The following is a 19,274-nucleotide window of genomic DNA, read 5'->3' as shown; positions in this document are numbered from 1 at the left end:
AATGTCTTCTCTACCGTTAAAAATTTTGTTAGTTGAGGATGATGAACTCTTCCGCCTTGGTTTGCGCGTTCGCTTGCAGCAAGAGACGGGTTTTGAAGTCATCGCAGAAGCTGAGGATGGGGAAACTGCTGTAGAAATGGCTAAACGCCATTCTCTCGATATTGTTGTATTAGATATTGGATTACCGGGAATTGGTGGAATAGAGGCTTGTCGCCAACTGCGGCAATTATATTCCAACTTACCAATTTTGGTACTGACATCGCACACGCAAAAATCTCTGATTAATCGAATTATTGAAGTTGGCGCACAAGGTTACTGTTTAAAAGGTGTACCGTCGGAAACGTTAATTTTGGCAATTCGTTCGGTTGCTGCTGGTGCTTCTTGGTGGGATTCTAATGCTACAAGCGAAATTCGTGCTGCTTTTGAGAAGGAATCTACTGCTACTATATCGGAAAATTCATCTGAAAAATTTGCTTCGATTCTTACCCGCAGAGAACAAGAGATTTTGGCATTAATTGCCGTTGGGAAAACCAATCAGGAAATTGCCGAAATGCTGTATATTACTCCTGGTACGGTGCGCGTTCACGTTCACTCGATCTTGCAAAAGTTAGACGTGCGCGATCGCACTCAAGCTGCTGTCATAGCGATTCAAAATAAGTCGATCGCTCCAGATTTGCTACCCGGTTCGGAATAAGCAATATAGAAAGATTATCGATCGCTCTCGATTTTGTGACCGCATTGGCTACAAAAATTGCTATATTTATAAGCTTTTTGGTGGCAATTTGAGCAATCGATATACTGATCGTAACCGCAATAGGGACAAAATTCATCGCTGAGGCGAAGTTTTGAGTTACAATTAATGCAACGCACTTTTTGGATTCTCTTTTTCGCTTGAACGCGGGGATTAAAAACCCAGATTTGCAGCAGTTTAATTAAACCAAACCCCAACAAAGGTATAATCAGGATAAAGGCATAGCTGGCAATAAATACCAAGCCGCCGAACAGCTTAACAATTAGTTCGATCGCTACACGGACAAGATTGCCAAATTGGATGAATTCAAAAAACTTAATTATTAAAGGAATACAGAATATGGCGAGTAAATGCCAACTCAGTAGGCTTTGTAAGCCTAGATTTTTGCGGATGGCTGTAGAATGCCAAATGTAAGCTATGGCAATTAACGGTAAGAGAAATAAAACTTGTAATAGTAATTGTTTATTGGGATACCAAAAATCGGCGGTTGAATAAGCTTTTTTGAGTGTCTCATATTCAGGAGTATTACTGAGAAGTTTGAGATAAGCGTCAGCAGCCGGATTTTGAATTAATTGAGTTTGCTGCGCGACGATTTGCTTTTCTTTATCGGCGATTTGCTGCTGATTGCGATCGATCTCCGATTTGATGCGATCGGCATTAACTTTATTGATTGATTTTTCGGTCGGTTGACCTGCAATTTTTTCCAGTAAAGTAGAATTGTATTGCCTTTGCAGAGTTTGGATTTCTTGTTGCGAAGAGGAGATTTCGTTTCGCAGGCGATCGATACTGGTTTTTAATCGGACAGTTTCTGGAGTGTTAACTGCTTTGGATAAACGAGTATGATTTGTACATAGATTGGAAACTTGACCCAACCTGTTGGAATTGTCAACAGAAGGAAGTGGAGATTGTTTATTTTGTTCGATCCGATTTTGAATCGTGGCAACTTTAAATGCAAAAGTTTCTTTCTTCTCTGCTGTTTGGTAATTTTGATAAGATTCAAAGCAGGGAAACTCTTCATATGGGGCAAGTGGCCATTGGGAAATGCTATTTAAGCCGCTAAAGACATTAAACAGCACAAATATATCAATTAATATGAGAATAATTAAGCTAGTTTTATTGATGGGTTCGTGACGGATATTAGTTAATTTTTCAACAAATTTGTTGCTAATTCTTCTAAAAAACGATAACATAAGGATACCTCAATAATTGATTAAGCTTTAACTACCAATGCCAAATTATTCCGAACCTTAATGAAGCCGCGCTCCTGTGCGATCGCAAAGATGGATAGATTGGGTCAGGTTGTCGTCAGCGATACGTTGCGGAGGAAGACGCGACGCGATCGCTCTCGGCTGGCCAGTCTATGGTAGAGTATAATCGTAGTTTTTCGTCCCCGATCGGGAAGCCAAACATCAATTTTAACAAAAGCTGTCCAATTCCATTCTGACCTATGGACACACCAACCTCTTTCCATAGAACATAGCTACGCTGATATTTTATCAGTTTTTTTGTCAACCTTTTGAGATTTCGCATCCGGAATTATGCAATTCCAAATGTAAAATCTAAAATTCGGTCACGAAGTTAACGCAAAATTATTGGTCTTGAGCATGAAATTACAGTTCTTTAATAAAAAAATTTCCGATGCGATCAAAGTTATATCTACAGTGCTGATAACCGGTGCGATCGCATTGGAAATTTGGCATATTTATGCTACACTAACTAATATTGAGATACCGACCAGCCTCAACCCGATTTTCTTGCTTGAACGATTTGCCGTTGTCGCCCATTTAATTGAGGCAGTAATCGCAGCTTTTTATGCGCCTTCCAAAAACAAGATGCCGCTCGAATATGGTATTTATACTTTTTTTGTGGGTACGGTTGGTTTGTTAGAACTGTTTGATAAGTTTGAGAAGGCAGATTAGCTCGATCGATTTATTTTTGGATTGGATTACTGGAGATCGCTAAACTACTCCAGTTTTTTGTATTTACGGTCACAAATTAAGTTTATTTGTATTTGCGATCGCACTTTTGTTTAAAAATAAACCCATCCTTCAGTTAGACGGGAGCAAAAATTATATTAGCTACCTTTGAAACTATCGGCAAAAGCAAGGTAGTTATCAAAAAGCTATGTCTCAAATACTCGATCTTCTAACGTATGCTTCCCAGAATACTGGCCAAATTTTCTTGTGTGCAACAACTTGGCTACTAATATTTTTATTTATATTTAACATTAGTTCGGCGGCTAACAAAGGAATTACAACCGTCAAGCGATTGCATCAAATTCCATGCTCAAAATGCCAGTTCTTCACAGGTAACTATGTACTTAAATGTCCCGTACATCCTAAGATTGCTTTAACTGAAGAGGCGATTAACTGCTCTGACTATTCTGATTATTCCCAGAGCCCTTTCAACCAATAATTAATTTCCCGTGCCGTCACCCACCATCATCCTCAACTGTAAACGCTTTTTTGCGATCGCATCTGCTTTAGGAAAACCACCTGTTTTATAATTAGGTTATAATTTCAGTATTATTGTTTTCACTTTAAAGTATATTTGCTAAGACTTTAGCCACCCTCTATCTAAAGAATGGTTCCAGAGTTAAGCTAATCTGTGTTTGCGAATCCAAAAATTTATGTGCCTTGAGGCGTAATTAAAGTATCTAAAATTACCATTTAACTTTATCATTAATCTACCTCTTTAGTGAGTACCAAATAACTCCAAAGAAGGTGAGCAAGTAGCTTGCCGAAAGAATATTATTTAATTATAAACCACAAAAACCTGTTATTTCTAAACGGAAATCAAATTGGTAAAGACTATGCAACTGCAACATAACCTCGATTCAATTGACAGCTACTTAGCTGAAGCTTTGGTTGGCTATGACATAATTCGAGCAAACTTTGGGTGGCACATCCACAAAGGAGACACCTACTGCGGACTCCTGCAATATCAAGCCAATGAAGGATGGCAGGGAAGGGCTTTAAATCAGCTTCCGCTGGAAGTGCAAACGCATCTTCAAAAGTTCGGACAAGCAAATTCTTCGATGCTCAAAATTAATCCGATCGCTTAGGCTAAAGTCTGTAAAAAAATACTTACTTTAGTGCTAATGCTACGGTGAAGTGCTATTTAACCATAGCACTATCAAATTGAGCATAAAAATGCACAACACAATATTGCGAGATAAAACCTTCGGTACTACGCCGAGGGTTTGCATTTATTGCGTATGCCCTTGCGTAATTACGAAAGAAGTTTGGGTTTCAGTTAAGGGTTTGATTAATAGACAAAGCGCTCTGGAGGATTGATTCTCATAGAGCGCTTGGCAACTAAATTCCCGTTAAATAAGCATATTTGCAGTCTTAATTTATTAGTTCATCCTTCGATAGGTAGAGAAACTTTCTACGTTAAAAAATTACGATCGCTCTGCTGTAGCGGTAGCATGAAAAGACGAAAAAACGATTAAATCAGGGAGAAGTGCCGATCTTTTTTAGATTAAAGACTTAAAAAGTCATTTTAATCCAGAAATAGCCTTAAAAGATAAAATTTAAGCTTGGTTCGCTCTGTGCGATCGCACAAATCAGCCGATCGCTCCTAGAAAAGAGTATCCATAACTACAAGTTAAATTAATATCAACCTTTGAAAATAGCTATGACAACGCGAGCGTATTCAGCGCTACAAAAAAACTTAACGGTTAAGTACTTCTATAGTTGGAAGTTAAACGTATGATTAAACCGTAAATTATTACTTCTATAGACCTATTTCGTAGCCAATTGCAAGCATTGAATAGGCAGAATTTAGCGTCTTTAAATTATTTCGCTAAGCTTTGTTGTGCGGTTTGATTCCGACGTAATGCTTGCAGAACTTAACTCAATTGCAGAGATTGCTAGCTGCACAGGTTAGCAACTTCGATTAGCTAAATGAAGGATGTAAGTAAAATACATGGCGACGAAATTCCCAAAATATAGCCAGGATCTCGCTCAAGACCCGACAACACGTCGCATCTGGTACGGGATTGCTCAGGCTCACGATTTTGAAAGCCATGATGGCATGACAGAGGAAGGTCTTTATCAAAAGATTTTTGCCTCTCACTTCGGTCATGTGGCAATCATTTTCTTGTGGACTTCAGGATTGCTGTTCCACGTCGCTTGGCAAGGTAACTTCCCGGCGTGGATTAAAGACCCGCTGAATGTGCGTCCGATCGCTCATGCGATTTGGGACCCGCAATTCGGTGCCGCAGCAGTAGATGCCTACACCCAAGCCGGTGCAAACTATCCCGTCAACATCACATACTCTGGTATTTACCACTGGTGGTATACCATCGGTATGCGGACGAACAACGACCTGTACCAGGGCGCAGTGTTCCTCTTGTTGCTGGCTGCGCTTTTCTTGTTCGCCGGTTGGCTGCACCTACAGCCAAACTTCCGTCCCAGCTTGTCTTGGTTTAAGAGTGCCGAACCTCGACTGAACCACCACTTGGCAGGTTTGTTTGGGGTCAGTTCTTTAGCTTGGACGGGTCACTTAGTTCACGTTGCCATTCCCGAATCTCGCGGTGTGGATGTCAATTGGGGCAATTTCCTAAGAATGATGCCTCACCCAGAGGGATTGCGGCCATTCTTTACTGGAAACTGGGGCGTTTATGCCCAAAATCCCGATACGGCTGGGCATATTTTTTCGACATCAGAAGGTGCAGGGACTGCAATTTTGACATTTTTGGGTGGTTTCCATCCTCAGACCCAATCTTTGTGGCTGACGGATATGGCACACCACCACTTAGCGATCGCAGTCATTTTCATCATCGCCGGTCATATGTACCGGACTAACTTCGGCATCGGTCACAGCATCAAAGAGATGCTCAACTCCAAGAATTTCTTTGGCGTACCAACCGAAGGGCAGTTCAACCTACCGCACCAAGGATTGTACGACACCTACAACAACTCCCTGCACTTCCAATTAGGAATTCACCTAGCTGCTTTGGGAGTTGCCGCCTCTTTGGTAGCGCAGCATATGTACTCGATGCCGCCTTATGCTTTTATCGGGCAGGACTTCACCACCCAAGCGGCGCTATACACCCACCACCAGTACATTGCAGGCTTCCTGATGATCGGTGCGTTCGCTCACGCTGCCATTTTCTGGATTCGGGACTACGACCCCGAACAGAACAAAGGTAACGTGCTGCATCGGGTGTTGCAACACAAAGAAGCGATTATCGCTCACTTATCGTGGGTTTCTTTATTCCTTGGCTTCCACACTCTCGGCTTGTACGTTCACAATGATGTGGTGGTAGCTTTTGGCACTCCAGAAAAGCAAATCCTGATCGAACCGGTATTTGCCCAGTTCATTCAGTCCGCTCACGGTAAACTGCTGTACGGCTTAGATACACTGCTGTCCAATCCGGATAGCATCGCTGCCACCGCTTGGCCCAACCACGGCAACGTTTGGTTACCGGGATGGCTGGATGCGATTAACAACGGTACTAACTCTCTGTTTCTGACCATTGGCCCAGGCGATTTCTTGGTTCACCATGCGATCGCACTCGGTCTGCACACCACTACCCTGATTTGCGTCAAGGGTGCCTTAGATGCACGGGGTACAAAACTGTTTCCCGATAAAAAAGACTTCGGTTTCGTTTTCCCCTGCGATGGCCCAGGTCGGGGCGGCACCTGTCAAACTTCTGCTTGGGAACAGTCTTTTTACCTCGGCTTTTTCTGGATGCTGAACACCCTTGGTTGGGTAACCTTCTACTTCCACTGGAAGCATCTGGGTATTTGGCAAGGCAATGTGGCTCAGTTCAATGAGTCTTCTACTTATATCATGGGCTGGCTGCGCGACTACCTGTGGCTGTATTCCGCTCAACTGATTAACGGCTACAACCCCTACGGCACCAGCAACCTGTCAGTCTGGTCTTGGATGTTCCTATTCGGACATCTGGTTTGGGCTACCGGGTTTATGTTCCTGATTTCTTGGCGCGGTTATTGGCAAGAGTTAATCGAATGCCTAGTTTGGGCACACGAACGCACGCCTTTGGCCAACTTAGTCCGCTGGAAAGATAAGCCTGTAGCGCTGTCGATCGTTCAGGGTTGGTTGGTGGGTTTAGTCCACTTTACAGTTGGCTATATCCTCACCTATGCAGCATTCCTCATTGCTTCAACTGCCGGTAAATTTGGCTGAGCTTATTCACGGGTTCACGCAAAGAAACCGGGTTTCTACGAAAAATGGTAGGTTTCACCGTGAACGATCGACTCAGAAACCCGGTTTCTAGCTGCACTAAAGCACAGTGGATAAATGAAAATCTGATTCTAGACGGAGGTTTTTCTTAAGGGAAACCTCCGTTTATAGCTGTTTGTCTTCTGGCAGTAAGAAACTAATCATGTATCTTTAATAACGATATACCCTTCCCTAATATCGTTCTTTAGAAATAAAGCTTCTTTAAAACTCAAGGCAGATATTTATTAGGTTTTGGATAGTTACTATAAAAAAAGCGATCGTATTTTGCTCGCGCATAGCGCCCAGCTTTAAAAGCAAATACTAACCCTTAAAGCATTATTTTTATAGCTACTCTCCTTCTTTCGGTAAGCAAGGATAGCTAAAAATTTCTGCCTGGAATAGTAAATTTCAATTCAACGATAGGTGGAGTAATAGCGTGTTTCAATCGCAACAAATTTCTTTTAATTCGAGATATTTTCACTCAACAAACCTATCAAAGCAGGCATTGTATAGTATAATAATTGCTTTTGTTATTATGATTGTCTGGGCTATTAGCCTCACCTTTTTACTTCATTTCAACTTATCGCAAGTTAATTTTTTGTGGATATTGCTTGGCGTAGTTTGGCAAACCTTTATATATACAGGATTATTTATTACTGCTCACGATGCTATGCACGGGGTAGTTTTTCCAATCAACCCCAAAATTAACAACTTTATAGGTTCATTGTGCCTATTAGCTTATGCGCTATTTAATTATAAACAATTAGTCAAAAAGCATAGTTTACACCACCACAACCCTGCCAGCGAACTCGACCCTGATTTCCACGATGAAGCATCCGATCATCTCTTTGTTTGGTATTTTAAATTTATGAGAAGCTATTGTAATTGGAAGCAACTTATCGGCTTGATGTCGCTATTTTATTCGATCGACTATGTATTCCATATATCCGCAATCAATCTAATCTTATTTTGGGTTATACCCCCCTTATTGAGTTCATTACAATTGTTTTACTTTGGCACTTTCCTACCCCACCGCGAACCAGAAGGAGGATACACTAATTGTCATCGAGCGCAAACTAACCCACTCCCAGTTTTCTGGTCATTTATCGCCTGCTATCACTTTGGCTACCATGAAGAACATCATGAATATCCTCATCTCCCTTGGTGGAAGTTACCAGAGGCTTACAGCACGAAGAAATAGAAAAATTTTCCATGTAAAATTCCAACTTTAAATCAAGTATGACTCACTTTGGTATAATTTGCCCTCCCTATCCAGGTCACATAAATCCTTTGTCAGCCTTGGGACGAGAGCTGCAAATACGCGGTCATCGCGTCACGTTTCTACAAATCTCGGATCTCGAATTTAAAATTCGCTCCGAAGGGGTAGACTTTTACCCAATTGGTCAGTCTATTTATCGACCGGGACTATTAGCTGAAACTTTCCAAAACTTAGCTAAATTGAGCGAAATAGAAGCATTGCGCTATTCAGTTAATTTCTGCCAAATGGTGACAGAAATTATTTGTCAAGATGCTCCCAAGGCAATTAAAGCAACGGGAATTGAAGCAGTTTTGGTAGATCAACTCGAACCCGCAGGCGAAACGATCGCACAATACCTAAACCTCCCCTTTATCTGTATATCCTCTGGTCAAGCAATTCACCGAACACCTGACGTTCCGCCCTTTTTTACACCTTGGAGCTACAATAATGCTTGGTGGGCGCGTCTTCGCAATCAGGTTGCTTATTACATTTTAGATCGCAGCTGTCAACCGATAATAAAAACTATCAATAAATATCGCGATCGATGGAAGTTACCACCTTACCACCATATTTATTCTACATCCGCTCAACTAGCTCACATCAGTCAACAACCTGCTGCTTTTGATTTTCCCTGTCCTAACTTGCCAAAGCACGTTCATTATGTTGGCCCATTCCGTAATTCATCCCCGCAAAAAGTATCGTTTCCATTTGAGCAATTAACCGGACAACCTTTAATTTACGCTTCTCTGGGGAGCGTACAAAATACCAAAGCAGATGTTTTTTATACTATTGCGACGGCTTGCGAAAAACTGGATGTCCAATTGGTAATTACTCACGGAGGCGGGATGAATGCAGAAGCAGTTGAAAAACTACCCGGTTCTCCCTTAGTTGTAGAATATGCTCCGCAGCTAGAAGTGCTTGACAAAGCTAGTTTAACCATTACTCACGGAGGAATGAATACAGTACTTGATTCGCTTAGCTATGGAGTACCTTTGGTTGCTATTCCTATCACTTTTGAGCAGCCGGGAACAGGAGCGCGAGTTAAGTGGACGGGAGTTGGGGAAGTAATTCCTGTCACTCAGTTGAGCGTTACTAGACTCAAAGATACCATTCAACGGGTGATGAGGGACGATTTTTACTTGCAAAATGCTTTAAGTATAAAGCAAGCAATTAGTCAAGCAGGGGGAGTCAAGCAAGCTGCCGATATTATCGAACAAGCAATTTCGGCTGTCGAACAGCGCTGCTTGGTACCGGAATTTAATTATTGCTTGAAAACGCTGAATTTATCGCCCGTGTCTAACCCACCCGACGATTCTATCACTTTGTACGAGCGCAGGAAAATTAAAGAGGCATTTTTGTTACAGATTCGGGTGATGATGGGTTACAGCACAGCAATTTAATTTTTGGTTGAAAACTTTTAATTTATCGCCTGTGCCTAACCCACCCGATGATTCTATCAGTTTTGCCGATCGCTCAAACTAAATTAAATTCTTTGAGAGCGGGTAAAAAATTGCTATTTTCGTGATTGGAACGGCTGAGTTTAATTAGGGCAAATCGCTGTAAAGGTAGCAGATTTGCCCATTGTTCTGAAGTGATTGATACATCCAATTCTTCTGCTTTTTCGCACACGGGAACTGGCACATTTGCTGCATCCATCCAAGCTGGGTTTTCCTCAACTGGCAAATCGGTTGCTGATGTACCCATGCGCTCTTTTATCAATTGATGTAGCATTTCTCGGTAAGCTTGAATTTCTGCCGGTGTTGTGCAGGGTCGATCTACCAGCAGTTGACGTTCTTCTTTGGTAAAGTGATTCCATTCGTTTAGTTTAAGTTTGACACCGCAAGTGTCTAACTTATAGCGCACCTGCATAGGAATGCACCGCAAAGCATCTACAAAGTCAGATTCAAATTCAAAAAACATATAGCTAGGGCGTCGGGACTAGGGGCGTCGGGCGTCGGGCGTCGGGCGTCGGGAGGGACGAAGCATTTGGTAAGAAATATTTTAGTGAGAGCGAAAAATTATCGCCCAAATGCTTCGCCCCTACAGGGAATCAAGGATTTCGTAAACTTACTTTCAGATTTTCACACCAAAGCAGGTTCTGGCAGTGCTACTTGCATTTTACCCAGGTAATTAATTAAATTATCCAACTGCTGATCGGCACTTTGAACTCCCATACCGCGAATAGTTATTTTACCGCGAGAATAAACAAAACGCGATTGCAGATGTTCTGGCAAATTAGCGGCGAGTAAGTTCCAGGCGGGTTCTTCCATCGGTGTTTCCAGGATAACGTGTTGTTTGCCTTCCGGCTTGATGCGCGAAAAACCTAATTTCTTGGCGATTTGCTTGAGTTGCATAACTTTGAGCATTTGTTGGGCGGGTTTGGGAATGGGCCCATAGCGATCGCTCCAATCTGCGGCAATTTGATTTAACTCTTCCTGAGAAGTAGACGCCGCCACAGCGCGATAAGCGCTCATTTTCTGATCCAAATCGGGAATATAATCGGCTGGGATGAAAGCGGTAAGACTGAGATCGATTTGGGTATCGTCAACCTTGGGAATTTCTTGACCGCGAATTTCCCGAATTGCTTCTTGCAACATTTCAGTATACAGGTCAAAACCGATCGCATCCATTTGACCCGACTGTTCCACACCCAACAAATTACCCACACCGCGAATTTCCATATCTCGCGTCGCCAGCTGATACCCAGACCCCAACTGCGTAAATTCCTGAATTGCACGCAAACGCTGTCTCGCCGTATCGGTTAGCTGACTTTGTTTGGGATAAAATAACCATGCGTGGGCTTGAATTCCCGCCCGACCGACGCGACCGCGCAGCTGGTACAATTGGGCGAGGCCAAATTTCTGGGCATCTTCGATCAAAATGGTATTGACTCGCGGAATATCCAAACCGGATTCAATGATGGTAGTGCAGAGGAGGATATCTGCTTCTCCATTGCTGAAAGACAGCATTGTTGTTTCCAACTCGGATTCGTCTAGCTGACCGTGCGCGATCGCCAACCTTGCCCCAGGCACCATCTCCCTCAGTTTAGCAGCAGTTTCCTCAATCCCCTCAATTCTCGGCACTACATAAAACACCTGTCCGCCGCGATCGAGTTCTTGACGAATCGCAGTGCGTATCGCCTCCAAATCGTAGGGTGACAGATGGGTTTTAATCGGACGTCGCGAAGGTGGCGGAGTCGTAATCAAACTCATTTCCCTGATTCCCGACAGCGACATATAAAGAGTGCGCGGAATCGGAGTCGCTGTCAGCGTCAGCACATCAACCTGCGTTTTTAGAGTTTTAATTTTCTCTTTTTGATTGACGCCAAACCGCTGTTCTTCATCGATCGCCAGCAAACCTAAATCTCGGAAAGTTACCCCTTTTCCTAACAGTTGCTGCGTTCCCACAACCACATCCAATTCACCAGTTGCCAGTCGCCGTAAAATATCTCGCTTTTCTTCTTCTGTGCGGAATCTGTTCAGCAATCCCACATTGATCGGATAAGGAGCAAAACGTTCTTTTAAGGTGTGATAGTGCTGCTGCGTCAACACCGTTGTCGGTGCCAGAAAAGCTACCTGTTTTCCTGCCGTTACCGCTTTAAATATGGCTCGAATTGCCACTTCGGTTTTGCCAAAACCCACATCCCCACACACCAATCGATCCATCGGTCGAGGCGATTCCATATCCCGCTTCACATCTTGCGTTGCCTTCAACTGATCTGGAGTCGGTTGATATGGGAAAGAATCTTCCAATTCTTCTTGCCAGGGACTATCTGGTGGATAGGAAAAACCTTCCTGTTGAGCGCGTTGGGCATACAATTTCAGCAAATCTACTGCTAACTTTTTAATAGATTTGCGAACTTTACTTTTAGTATTTTCCCAGGCTTTGCCAGACATTTTGTTAAGTTCTGGAGCCTGATCGCCGGAAGTGCGAAATCGGGATAGTGCGTTTAACTGATCTGCCGCTATTCGCAACAAACCATCCGCATATTGCACTACCAAATATTCGCGAGTTTCGTAATTTATGGTCAGCTTTTCTAACTTGAGAAACTTGCCGATGCCGTGGTTTCGGTGAACCACATAATCCCCCGGTTGCAGTTTGTTGGGATCGACCTGCTTGGATGCGGCGCGGCGTCGCTTGCGTACATAACTGGGTGTGGCGAGGGTATGCTGTCCGTAAAATTCGCGATCGGTGACGAGAACTAACCGGAATGTGGGTAAAATAAAGCCTTCCAGTTCTGCCAATCCGGAATATTTCACCGCGACGGAAGTGTGTTGCACGAGTAGCTTGTCAATCGCTAAATAGTCGCGGGGATTGGGGATAAATTGGGCCGGACAGTCGTGTTCTTGCAGTAGGGAAACAGAACGAGAAGGTTGCGCGGAAACAATCCAAACAGAGAAGTTTCTGGCTAGTTCGCCGCGCAGAATTTCTGCTATTTTGCCAAACTGATGTGGCGTTGTGGGAACTGGACGACTGGAAAGATTGAGGCTGCTATTATTTTCTTCTGCCAGTTCGGATAAATGAGTGCAGTGAAAGCTTTGTGTTGCGGTTAAGGAATCATCAAAAGAACGATGAATGCGGGGGAGGGTAATTTCAGATTGAGCTTTTTTTCCAATTTGCAATTGATTCCATTGTTCTTCTGCGTGTTCGATCCAGACATTGCCGTGTGCGCGACATTGATCTGGCTCATCAATTGCTACTAAAGTATTTGGCGGCAAGTAATCGAGTAGGGAGGCGGGTTTTTCAAAGGCTATCCCGAGAAATCGACGCACGCCTTCTGGTGGATTGCCAGCATCGAATTTTTCTTGTTCTTCTGGGGATAGAAAATTTTTAATGCGATCGCCTTTTTCTTCGGTCAGCGATGCCATGACGATCGGCCCGAAATTCGTAGGCGTGAGGATCAGCTGCTTGATGCTATCCATCGATCGCTGCGAGTCGGGTGCAAACTCCCGCATCTTTTCCAACTCGTCGCCAAACCATTCCAACCGTACCGGCAGCTCAGCCGAAACCGGGAATACATCAATAATATCGCCGCGCCGACTCCACTGCCCTTCTGTTTCTACCAGGGGGACTCGTTCGTATCCCAACTGGGCTAGCTTATCGCTGAATGCGTTTAAATCCCAATTTTGTCCTACTTGAAGGGTGAGGCAGTAGGGTTGAAAAGCTTCCCTCGGCGGCAGGTGGGGTTGAAGGGCCCTTTCTGTGGCGACGATCGCCCAATTCGATTTTGGATTGAGGATTTTGGATTTTAGATTGTGGGACTCTTCTTCAGATGGGGGAGTCTCTGGATTCTCACCAGCAGACCCCAATCCAAAATCTAAAATCGAAGCTCTAAAATTGACCAAATCGGCCAGCACCTGCATCTGTCCCCAAATCATTTCCGATTCCGGGTCAAACGGTTCGTAGGGCGTTGCTTCCGAGGTGGGATAAAAATTTACGGTCTGCCAACCCATCGCCTCTAGCTGGGCCGTCCAGCGTCCGGCTTCTTCCAGAGTTGCAGTTACTACGAACAAATTCCGCCCCTCTGTTTGCGCTAGGGCGGAGGCGACCAATCCCTTCGGGAGACGGGGGATGCCGGAAAGCCGCACGCATTGTGTGCGATTTAGCTTGGTGAGGATTTCTGCTGTGAGGGGCGATCGCCCTAATGCCCTAATGATGGAAGAAAAGGCCATGTGTTCTAGAACTGCTCAACTCGCTGTTAAAGTTACTATGGTTGCGTACCTCCACCATTTTAGAAGGCAGGTTCCATGAGTTACCGATCGCTTTGCGTGAAAAGTCAAAAGTCACTCAGTCAAAATTCCCGCTTGCCCGATGCCCTAACCCCAGGATAAGTGAGTAGGGGCGAGTTTTTACGACCGATTTGTCTGGAAAATGAAAGATATCAGCCAAACAGTCCCTACAAACTCCAAATTTTCCCACTCCCGCCGATACCTGGTACTCCTGAGCGACTAATATGTTGATATCCACCCTGAGAGCCTTTGCATAAAACACAGAAGAAGGATAATAAGGATGAATGATATCAAGCGCAAAAAGAATTGACATCCTCACCGCAGAAGAAGTGCGGTGATTCCCAAGATTACTCTTGAAGTTTCCTCTTTCAGCGACAAACCTTAAAATCAACTATCCATTGCTGGCAATTCTTAAACTCTTTCACCGTTCAATAGAACCAATGAACAAGCCTAACTTAGCTGACCCCAGAGGGCTATATCTCCAGAGGCGTACTAGAATATTTAATCTAGCGTTTATGTGTGCCCCACATTACGTTTATTTAACTGTTGAGAGAAGAAAAGCTTTGACTTTTCTGGGTTGGTACTCTGTTGATTTCCCTAGCTGTTTAAAGTGTTTTCGCTGCACTTTGACTTTATTATTTCCTGGCCAATCGTGTTTCACTCATTTGAGTCGTCCTGTACCAGCGGATATTCTACCTGAGTCTCACTAATTATAATACAAAGTCGAAAGTCGGCGTTCTACGCCGAGGCTTTAAACCCAAAATCTTCGGTAAAACGAATTTTTTCTTTTGACTTTTGACTTTTGACTTTTGACTTTTGACTTTCTAACCCCTTTTCGGAATGTCCCCAACTATCGAAATCGCGATCGTTCTGCTACTGATTATCGCCAACGGCCTGTTTGTGATGTCGGAACTGGCGATTATTTCAGCAAGGAAGGTGCGGTTGCAACAGATGGCCGATCGCGATGCTAAGGCCCGCGTTGCTTTGCAACTGGCTAATTCCCCGAATCAGTTTTTGTCTGCGGTTCAAATTGGCATCACACTTCTGGCTATTCTGTCGGGTGCGTTCGGCGAATCGGTCATCTCTAAGAGATTAGCGCCTATTTTTGGTGCGCTCCCGCAGACAGCACAATATAAGGAAGCGATCGCATCGACACTAGCGATTTTAATTATCACCTATCTGACGTTGGTGATTGGCGAACTGCTGCCCAAACGCTTGGCGTTAAACAATCCGGAACCGATCGCCGCATCTGTTGCTATTCCTATGCGGATGTTGGCTAAAATTACATCACCGATCGTTCATGTGTTAAGTTCCTCCACCGATATGGCGGTGCGACTGTTGGGGGTCAAACCTTCCACAGAACCGGAAGTTACGGAAGAAGAAATTAGGGTTTTGATCGAACAAGGTACGGAGGCGGGAACGTTTGAAGAAGCGGAACAAGATATGGTGGAAAGGGTGTTTCGTTTGGGCGATCGACCTGTCAGCGCCTTCATGACCCCGCGACCGGATATTGTTTGGCTTGACCTAGACGATTCTGCCCAAACGAACAGACAAAAGATGATCGATAGCGGACATTCCCGTCTTCTAGTTTGCCAAGGCGAGTTGGATAATGTCTTGGGCGTGGTACAGGTTACCGATTTGCTATCTCGTTCTCTCACTGGTCAGCCGATCGACTTAACTGCCTTGTTGCGACGACCCCTATTTGTGCCAGAAAGCACGCGGGGGTTGAAAGTCCTGGAAATGTTCAAGCAATCCGGCACCCACATTGTTCTGGTGGTAGACGAATACGGCGTTATCCAAGGATTAGTCACAGTCAACGACATTTTAGTCGAAATTGTCGGCGATATACCGTCTATAGATCAGCAGGACGAACCCCAAGCCGTGCAACGCGCAGATGGTTCCTGGTTGTTGGATGGGATGTTGCCGGTGGAAGATTTCTTAGAACTTTTTGACATTGACGAATTGCCAGAAGATCGCCGGGGCAATTATCACACAATGGGCGGTTTTGTGATTACCAATTTGGGTCGTATTCCCACTGCTGCCGATCGTTTTGAATGGCGGAACTTCCGTTTTGAAGTGATGGATATGGATGGCAATCGCGTCGATAAAATTTTGGTGATGCCGTTACCTAAAAATTCAGATACTTCTACCGATCCTGCTTAAAAGAAAGCGCTTTGAGCGGGTAAACTTCACCGCGTTTCATATTCAGACTCACCTAGCTGCAAGGCTTCCCAGTCTGCTTTCTCAAATTCTCTACAAATCTCTAAAGCCTCTTTTTGATATTCTCGATCGATCGCCATTTCTGAAAAATCTGCATAAACCACATCACGCTGCTTAATTAACACTTCTTGCTGAGATTTAGTATTTTTTCCATCAACCACTGTGGTTGGTAATTTTTCAGAAAACCGCTCGATTCTTTCCGCAACACTTCTGACGATCGATTCTTCCACAGAAATGCCGAGGCGAGCGGCAAACCCCTGCCATTTCAGCAATACTTCTTCGCTGGTATTAATCGCTATCGTCTTCATTTTCATTTTCCATTGACAAGCAAAGAAACCCGATTTCTCATCCGCGATCGCCATCATCCCAGCAACCGGGTTTCTGCAAGCGAGCGTTACAAAATATCGACATTGACAAGCAAAGAAACCCGATTTCTCATCCGTTCAAGCTGGCGATCGCGCTTTCCGTTTTCTCATCGGTTTAACAGAATTTTGAAAATTATTATCTTCGATATGAAACTGATAGTTATTTCGTCCATTTTCTTTGGCTTTATATAAAGCCATATCTGCATTTTTTAAGAGGGTTTGCAAATCTTGACCGTCATGGGGATAGAGAGCAATCCCAATGCTGCTACTGATATAAAGTTCGGCATCTTGTAAATTGAAAGGCAACTTGAAGGCATCTACAAGTCTTTGAGCAACTTTCGCAACTTCTTGCAAAGTATGGATTTGAGGCAGTAATATAGTGAATTCATCGCCTCCCCAGCGAGCAACTGTATCCCCTTCTCGCAAACAGCTTGTCAATCGTTCTGCTACAAGTTGCAATAAACGATCGCCCACAGCATGACCTAGCGTATCGTTGATAATTTTGAAACAATCCAAATCCAAAAACATTACCGCCAGCTTGTTATGATTTCTATGGGAATTTGCCAGGGATAAATCGAGGCGATCGTTAAATAGGTTGCGGTTGGGCAAGTTGGTCAGCAAGTCGTGATATGCTTGATATTGAATTGTCGCTTCTGCCCGCTTCCGCTCGGTAATATCTACAACCGTGCCTTCATAACCCACCAATCGACCCTCACCATCATAAAGCGCGTAAGCATTTTCGGAAATCCAAATTACGCTACCGTCTTTGCGATAAACTTGCGACTCAAAACCCCACACAGCACCCCGTTCTTTGACCAAGCTCATAAATTCAGCACGGCGATTGCAGTCTACGTAAAGTTGATGCTCGATATCGGTCAGAGCTGATAGCAACTCTGATGGTGAATCGTAGCCGTAAATTCGAGCTAACATGGGATTTGCGATCAGGTAATGTCCATTTACCGTGGTTTGGAAAATACCTTCGACAGCATTTTCAAAGATGCTGCGATACTGGCGTTCTGCCTGCCGCAAAGCTTCTTCTGCCTGTTTGCGATCGGTTATATCAATTCCAGTCGCAATGATGTATTTCACGGCACCCTCGGCATCGAGGAGGACACTGTTAGACCAGGCAATGAGTCGTCGGCTGCCGTCTTTCGTTAACCAGTAATTTTCATGCTGGTTTGACGACTTACCCACTTGTAAATCTTCAAATATAGCTTTAACTTGCTTGTTTTCTTCCGGAATTAAAAATATATCCCAGAAATACTTATTCCTGACTTCATCAAATAGGTATCCTGTTGTTTTTTCACAAGCTCGATTCAAACGAATAACTTTTCCTTCTTGGTTAAGAACTACTACTAAACTGCTAGCAGTGTCAAGGATTGCAGAAACAAAGTTACGCTCTTGCAGTAATGCTTCCTCGGCACGTTTGCGATCGGTGATGTCGGTGATGAAACCTTCCAGTCCCCGCACTTCCCCTTTTTCATCAAATACTGCCCTTCCTTTTTCCCACAGCCATTTTTCTAAGCCAAATTTTGTATTAATTCGATACTCTACTACATAAGGTTGCTTTTGGCTTACTGATTCGTTAATGGCATTCAAAACTTTCGGTAAATCTTCCGGATGAGTGAGAGCATTATAAGAAATTCCATCACCTAAGAGTTCTTCACTTTTATACCCAGTTAAATCAAGGCAACCTTCGCTGAGGTATTTCATCGACCATTGAGGATCGTTTGCACAGGAAAAAGCAATACCGGGAAGGGAATCGATCAAGTTGGCCAACCTGCGCTTACTTGTTTGCAATTCCTCTTCTGCGATTTTGCGAGCAGTGATGTCCTCTCGAACGCAAATCCAATACTTTTTTCCAGAAATTTCCAAGGCACTTATCCTCACATAAGTAATGAATGGCGTGCCGTCTTTTTGACAATTTTTGAATTCCCCGCACCAAGATCCTTGGATTTGCAACTGCTGGTTTATTCGCTCTATAAGCCAAGCGTTTTCTCCCGATGAATTGGCATCGAAATCTGAGATGTGTTTGCCGATCGACTCACCGCGCTCGTATCCGAACATCGCATCGAATGCCGCATTGGTAAAAAATATAAATCCATTCTCGTCGCACATATTGACACCTTCTACCATGCTTTCCAGCACTCGCGCTTGCGTCTTCAAAACCTCCTGCATCCGCTTCTGGGCAATCAGGGAACCCAATTGAGTGGCAACGCCTGAAACTAAATCTACCAGTTGATTGTCTTCTTCACGAGATTCAAACATAAAAAATACCAGAACTGCCAGCACTCGATCGCCATCGAGTATGGGTATTGCTAACCCGGCTTTCAGTCCGGGTTCTAATGCCATCTGACAGCGCAGAAAAATAGAATCTGGCTCATTTGAAACATCTTTAATCCACTCTGGCTGCTTGGATGACCAAACTCGACCGGGTAGACCTATGTTATGAGGAAACGTCAATGCTTCACTCAATTTTCTAAATTTCTCCAGATTGTTAGTACTGCCGTACCAAACTGGGCTGCATTCGAGTGCGGTGCCATCCAAGCGAGGAATCCAAACTTCTCCATACTTCCATCCTGTCGCTTCGCAGACCTGACGCAAGGCTTCTCCCAGCGCGGTATGGAAATCCTGAGACTGGGCGATCGCTAGGGTCATCGCTTCCAAAAGCCGCACTTCTGCTTGAATTTTGCGACCTTCTGTGGTACCTTCTTCCATATTAAAAATTGTGAAATTGTATTATTTGTTGCAAAAAA

13 protein-coding genes are annotated in these 19,274 nt (G+C 43.9%); 7 read left to right on the top strand and 6 right to left on the bottom strand.

Annotated elements, in window-relative coordinates:
- Position 1 precedes the first annotated feature (1 nt).
- On the top strand, positions 2-694 hold the full coding sequence (locus ACE1CD_RS06765) for a response regulator (RefSeq protein WP_374822627.1): 693 nt from the start codon (positions 2-4) through the stop codon (positions 692-694).
- Positions 695-708: 14 nt separating this feature from the next.
- On the opposite strand, the gene ACE1CD_RS06760 is transcribed toward ACE1CD_RS06765, so the two are convergent.
- Positions 709-1,941 (bottom strand): zinc ribbon domain-containing protein, encoded by a 1,233-nt coding sequence (locus ACE1CD_RS06760; protein ID WP_374795390.1) that lies wholly within the window; start codon positions 1,939-1,941, stop codon positions 709-711.
- A 104-nt stretch (positions 1,942-2,045) separates the two neighbouring features.
- On the bottom strand, positions 2,046-2,222 hold the full coding sequence (locus ACE1CD_RS06755) for a hypothetical protein (RefSeq protein ID WP_374822624.1): 177 nt from the start codon (positions 2,220-2,222) through the stop codon (positions 2,046-2,048).
- Positions 2,223-2,355: 133 nt separating this feature from the next.
- Between ACE1CD_RS06755 and ACE1CD_RS06750 the strand changes: the two genes are divergently transcribed.
- The 5 genes from ACE1CD_RS06750 to ACE1CD_RS06730 all read left to right on the top strand — a co-directional run bounded on the left by ACE1CD_RS06750 (position 2,356) and on the right by ACE1CD_RS06730 (position 9,604).
- Positions 2,356-2,670: a hypothetical protein gene (locus ACE1CD_RS06750; protein WP_374822621.1), complete on the top strand. Its 315-nt coding sequence runs from the start codon at positions 2,356-2,358 to the stop codon at positions 2,668-2,670.
- An 893-nt stretch (positions 2,671-3,563) separates the two neighbouring features.
- Complete coding sequence (locus tag ACE1CD_RS06745; RefSeq protein WP_374822618.1) at positions 3,564-3,815, top strand: hypothetical protein; 252 nt, start codon at positions 3,564-3,566, stop codon at positions 3,813-3,815.
- Between the two features lie 866 nt (positions 3,816-4,681).
- Entirely contained in the window at positions 4,682-6,910 is a 2,229-nt protein-coding gene (gene psaB, locus ACE1CD_RS06740; RefSeq protein ID WP_374822616.1) for a photosystem I core protein PsaB, read from the top strand.
- Between the two features lie 472 nt (positions 6,911-7,382).
- Positions 7,383-8,147: a beta-carotene ketolase CrtW gene (gene crtW / locus ACE1CD_RS06735; protein WP_374822613.1), complete on the top strand. Its 765-nt coding sequence runs from the start codon at positions 7,383-7,385 to the stop codon at positions 8,145-8,147.
- A 38-nt stretch (positions 8,148-8,185) separates the two neighbouring features.
- Positions 8,186-9,604: a glycosyltransferase gene (locus tag ACE1CD_RS06730; protein WP_374822610.1), complete on the top strand. Its 1,419-nt coding sequence runs from the start codon at positions 8,186-8,188 to the stop codon at positions 9,602-9,604.
- A 73-nt stretch (positions 9,605-9,677) separates the two neighbouring features.
- Here ACE1CD_RS06730 and ACE1CD_RS06725 read toward each other — a convergent pair whose 3' ends face one another.
- The gene (locus ACE1CD_RS06725; RefSeq protein ID WP_374822608.1) at positions 9,678-10,124 is read right to left on the bottom strand and encodes a nitrate reductase associated protein; all 447 of its coding nucleotides are present in this window, start codon (positions 10,122-10,124) and stop codon (positions 9,678-9,680) included.
- A gap of 161 nt (positions 10,125-10,285) precedes the next feature.
- Complete coding sequence (mfd, locus tag ACE1CD_RS06720) at positions 10,286-13,876, bottom strand: transcription-repair coupling factor (RefSeq protein ID WP_374822605.1); 3,591 nt, start codon at positions 13,874-13,876, stop codon at positions 10,286-10,288.
- 897 nt (positions 13,877-14,773) lie between these two features.
- Here mfd and ACE1CD_RS06715 point away from each other — a divergent pair.
- Positions 14,774-16,096: a hemolysin family protein gene (locus ACE1CD_RS06715; RefSeq protein WP_374795396.1), complete on the top strand. Its 1,323-nt coding sequence runs from the start codon at positions 14,774-14,776 to the stop codon at positions 16,094-16,096.
- Positions 16,097-16,122: 26 nt separating this feature from the next.
- On the opposite strand, the gene ACE1CD_RS06710 is transcribed toward ACE1CD_RS06715, so the two are convergent.
- Positions 16,123-16,461 (bottom strand): hypothetical protein, encoded by a 339-nt coding sequence (locus tag ACE1CD_RS06710; protein WP_374795397.1) that lies wholly within the window; start codon positions 16,459-16,461, stop codon positions 16,123-16,125.
- A 135-nt stretch (positions 16,462-16,596) separates the two neighbouring features.
- On the bottom strand, positions 16,597-19,236 hold the full coding sequence (locus ACE1CD_RS06705) for a PAS domain S-box protein (protein ID WP_374822602.1): 2,640 nt from the start codon (positions 19,234-19,236) through the stop codon (positions 16,597-16,599).
- Positions 19,237-19,274: the final 38 nt, after the last annotated feature.

It is taken from the genome of Aerosakkonema sp. BLCC-F183 (genome assembly GCF_041929145.1).
Taxonomy (GTDB): domain Bacteria; phylum Cyanobacteriota; class Cyanobacteriia; order Cyanobacteriales; family Aerosakkonemataceae; genus Aerosakkonema.
The sequence above is the reverse complement of the archived record's forward strand: the minus strand, read 5'-3'. Positions and strand labels throughout refer to the sequence as shown.

What these genes read in the sequence shown, in the direction of transcription:
- ACE1CD_RS06765 (WP_374822627.1), top strand. Translation starts at nt 2, where the DNA reads ATGTCTTCTCTACCGTTAAAAATTTTGTTAGTTGAGGATGATGAACTC.
- ACE1CD_RS06760 (WP_374795390.1), bottom strand. Translation starts at nt 1,941, where the DNA reads ATGTTATCGTTTTTTAGAAGAATTAGCAACAAATTTGTTGAAAAATTA.
- ACE1CD_RS06755 (WP_374822624.1), bottom strand. Translation starts at nt 2,222, where the DNA reads ATGGAAAGAGGTTGGTGTGTCCATAGGTCAGAATGGAATTGGACAGCT.
- ACE1CD_RS06750 (WP_374822621.1), top strand. Translation starts at nt 2,356, where the DNA reads ATGAAATTACAGTTCTTTAATAAAAAAATTTCCGATGCGATCAAAGTT.
- ACE1CD_RS06745 (WP_374822618.1), top strand. Translation starts at nt 3,564, where the DNA reads ATGCAACTGCAACATAACCTCGATTCAATTGACAGCTACTTAGCTGAA.
- psaB (WP_374822616.1), top strand. Translation starts at nt 4,682, where the DNA reads ATGGCGACGAAATTCCCAAAATATAGCCAGGATCTCGCTCAAGACCCG.
- ACE1CD_RS06730 (WP_374822610.1), top strand. Translation starts at nt 8,186, where the DNA reads ATGACTCACTTTGGTATAATTTGCCCTCCCTATCCAGGTCACATAAAT.
- ACE1CD_RS06725 (WP_374822608.1), bottom strand. Translation starts at nt 10,124, where the DNA reads ATGTTTTTTGAATTTGAATCTGACTTTGTAGATGCTTTGCGGTGCATT.
- mfd (WP_374822605.1), bottom strand. Translation starts at nt 13,876, where the DNA reads ATGGCCTTTTCTTCCATCATTAGGGCATTAGGGCGATCGCCCCTCACA.
- ACE1CD_RS06715 (WP_374795396.1), top strand. Translation starts at nt 14,774, where the DNA reads ATGTCCCCAACTATCGAAATCGCGATCGTTCTGCTACTGATTATCGCC.
- ACE1CD_RS06710 (WP_374795397.1), bottom strand. Translation starts at nt 16,461, where the DNA reads ATGAAGACGATAGCGATTAATACCAGCGAAGAAGTATTGCTGAAATGG.
- ACE1CD_RS06705 (WP_374822602.1), bottom strand. Translation starts at nt 19,236, where the DNA reads ATGGAAGAAGGTACCACAGAAGGTCGCAAAATTCAAGCAGAAGTGCGG.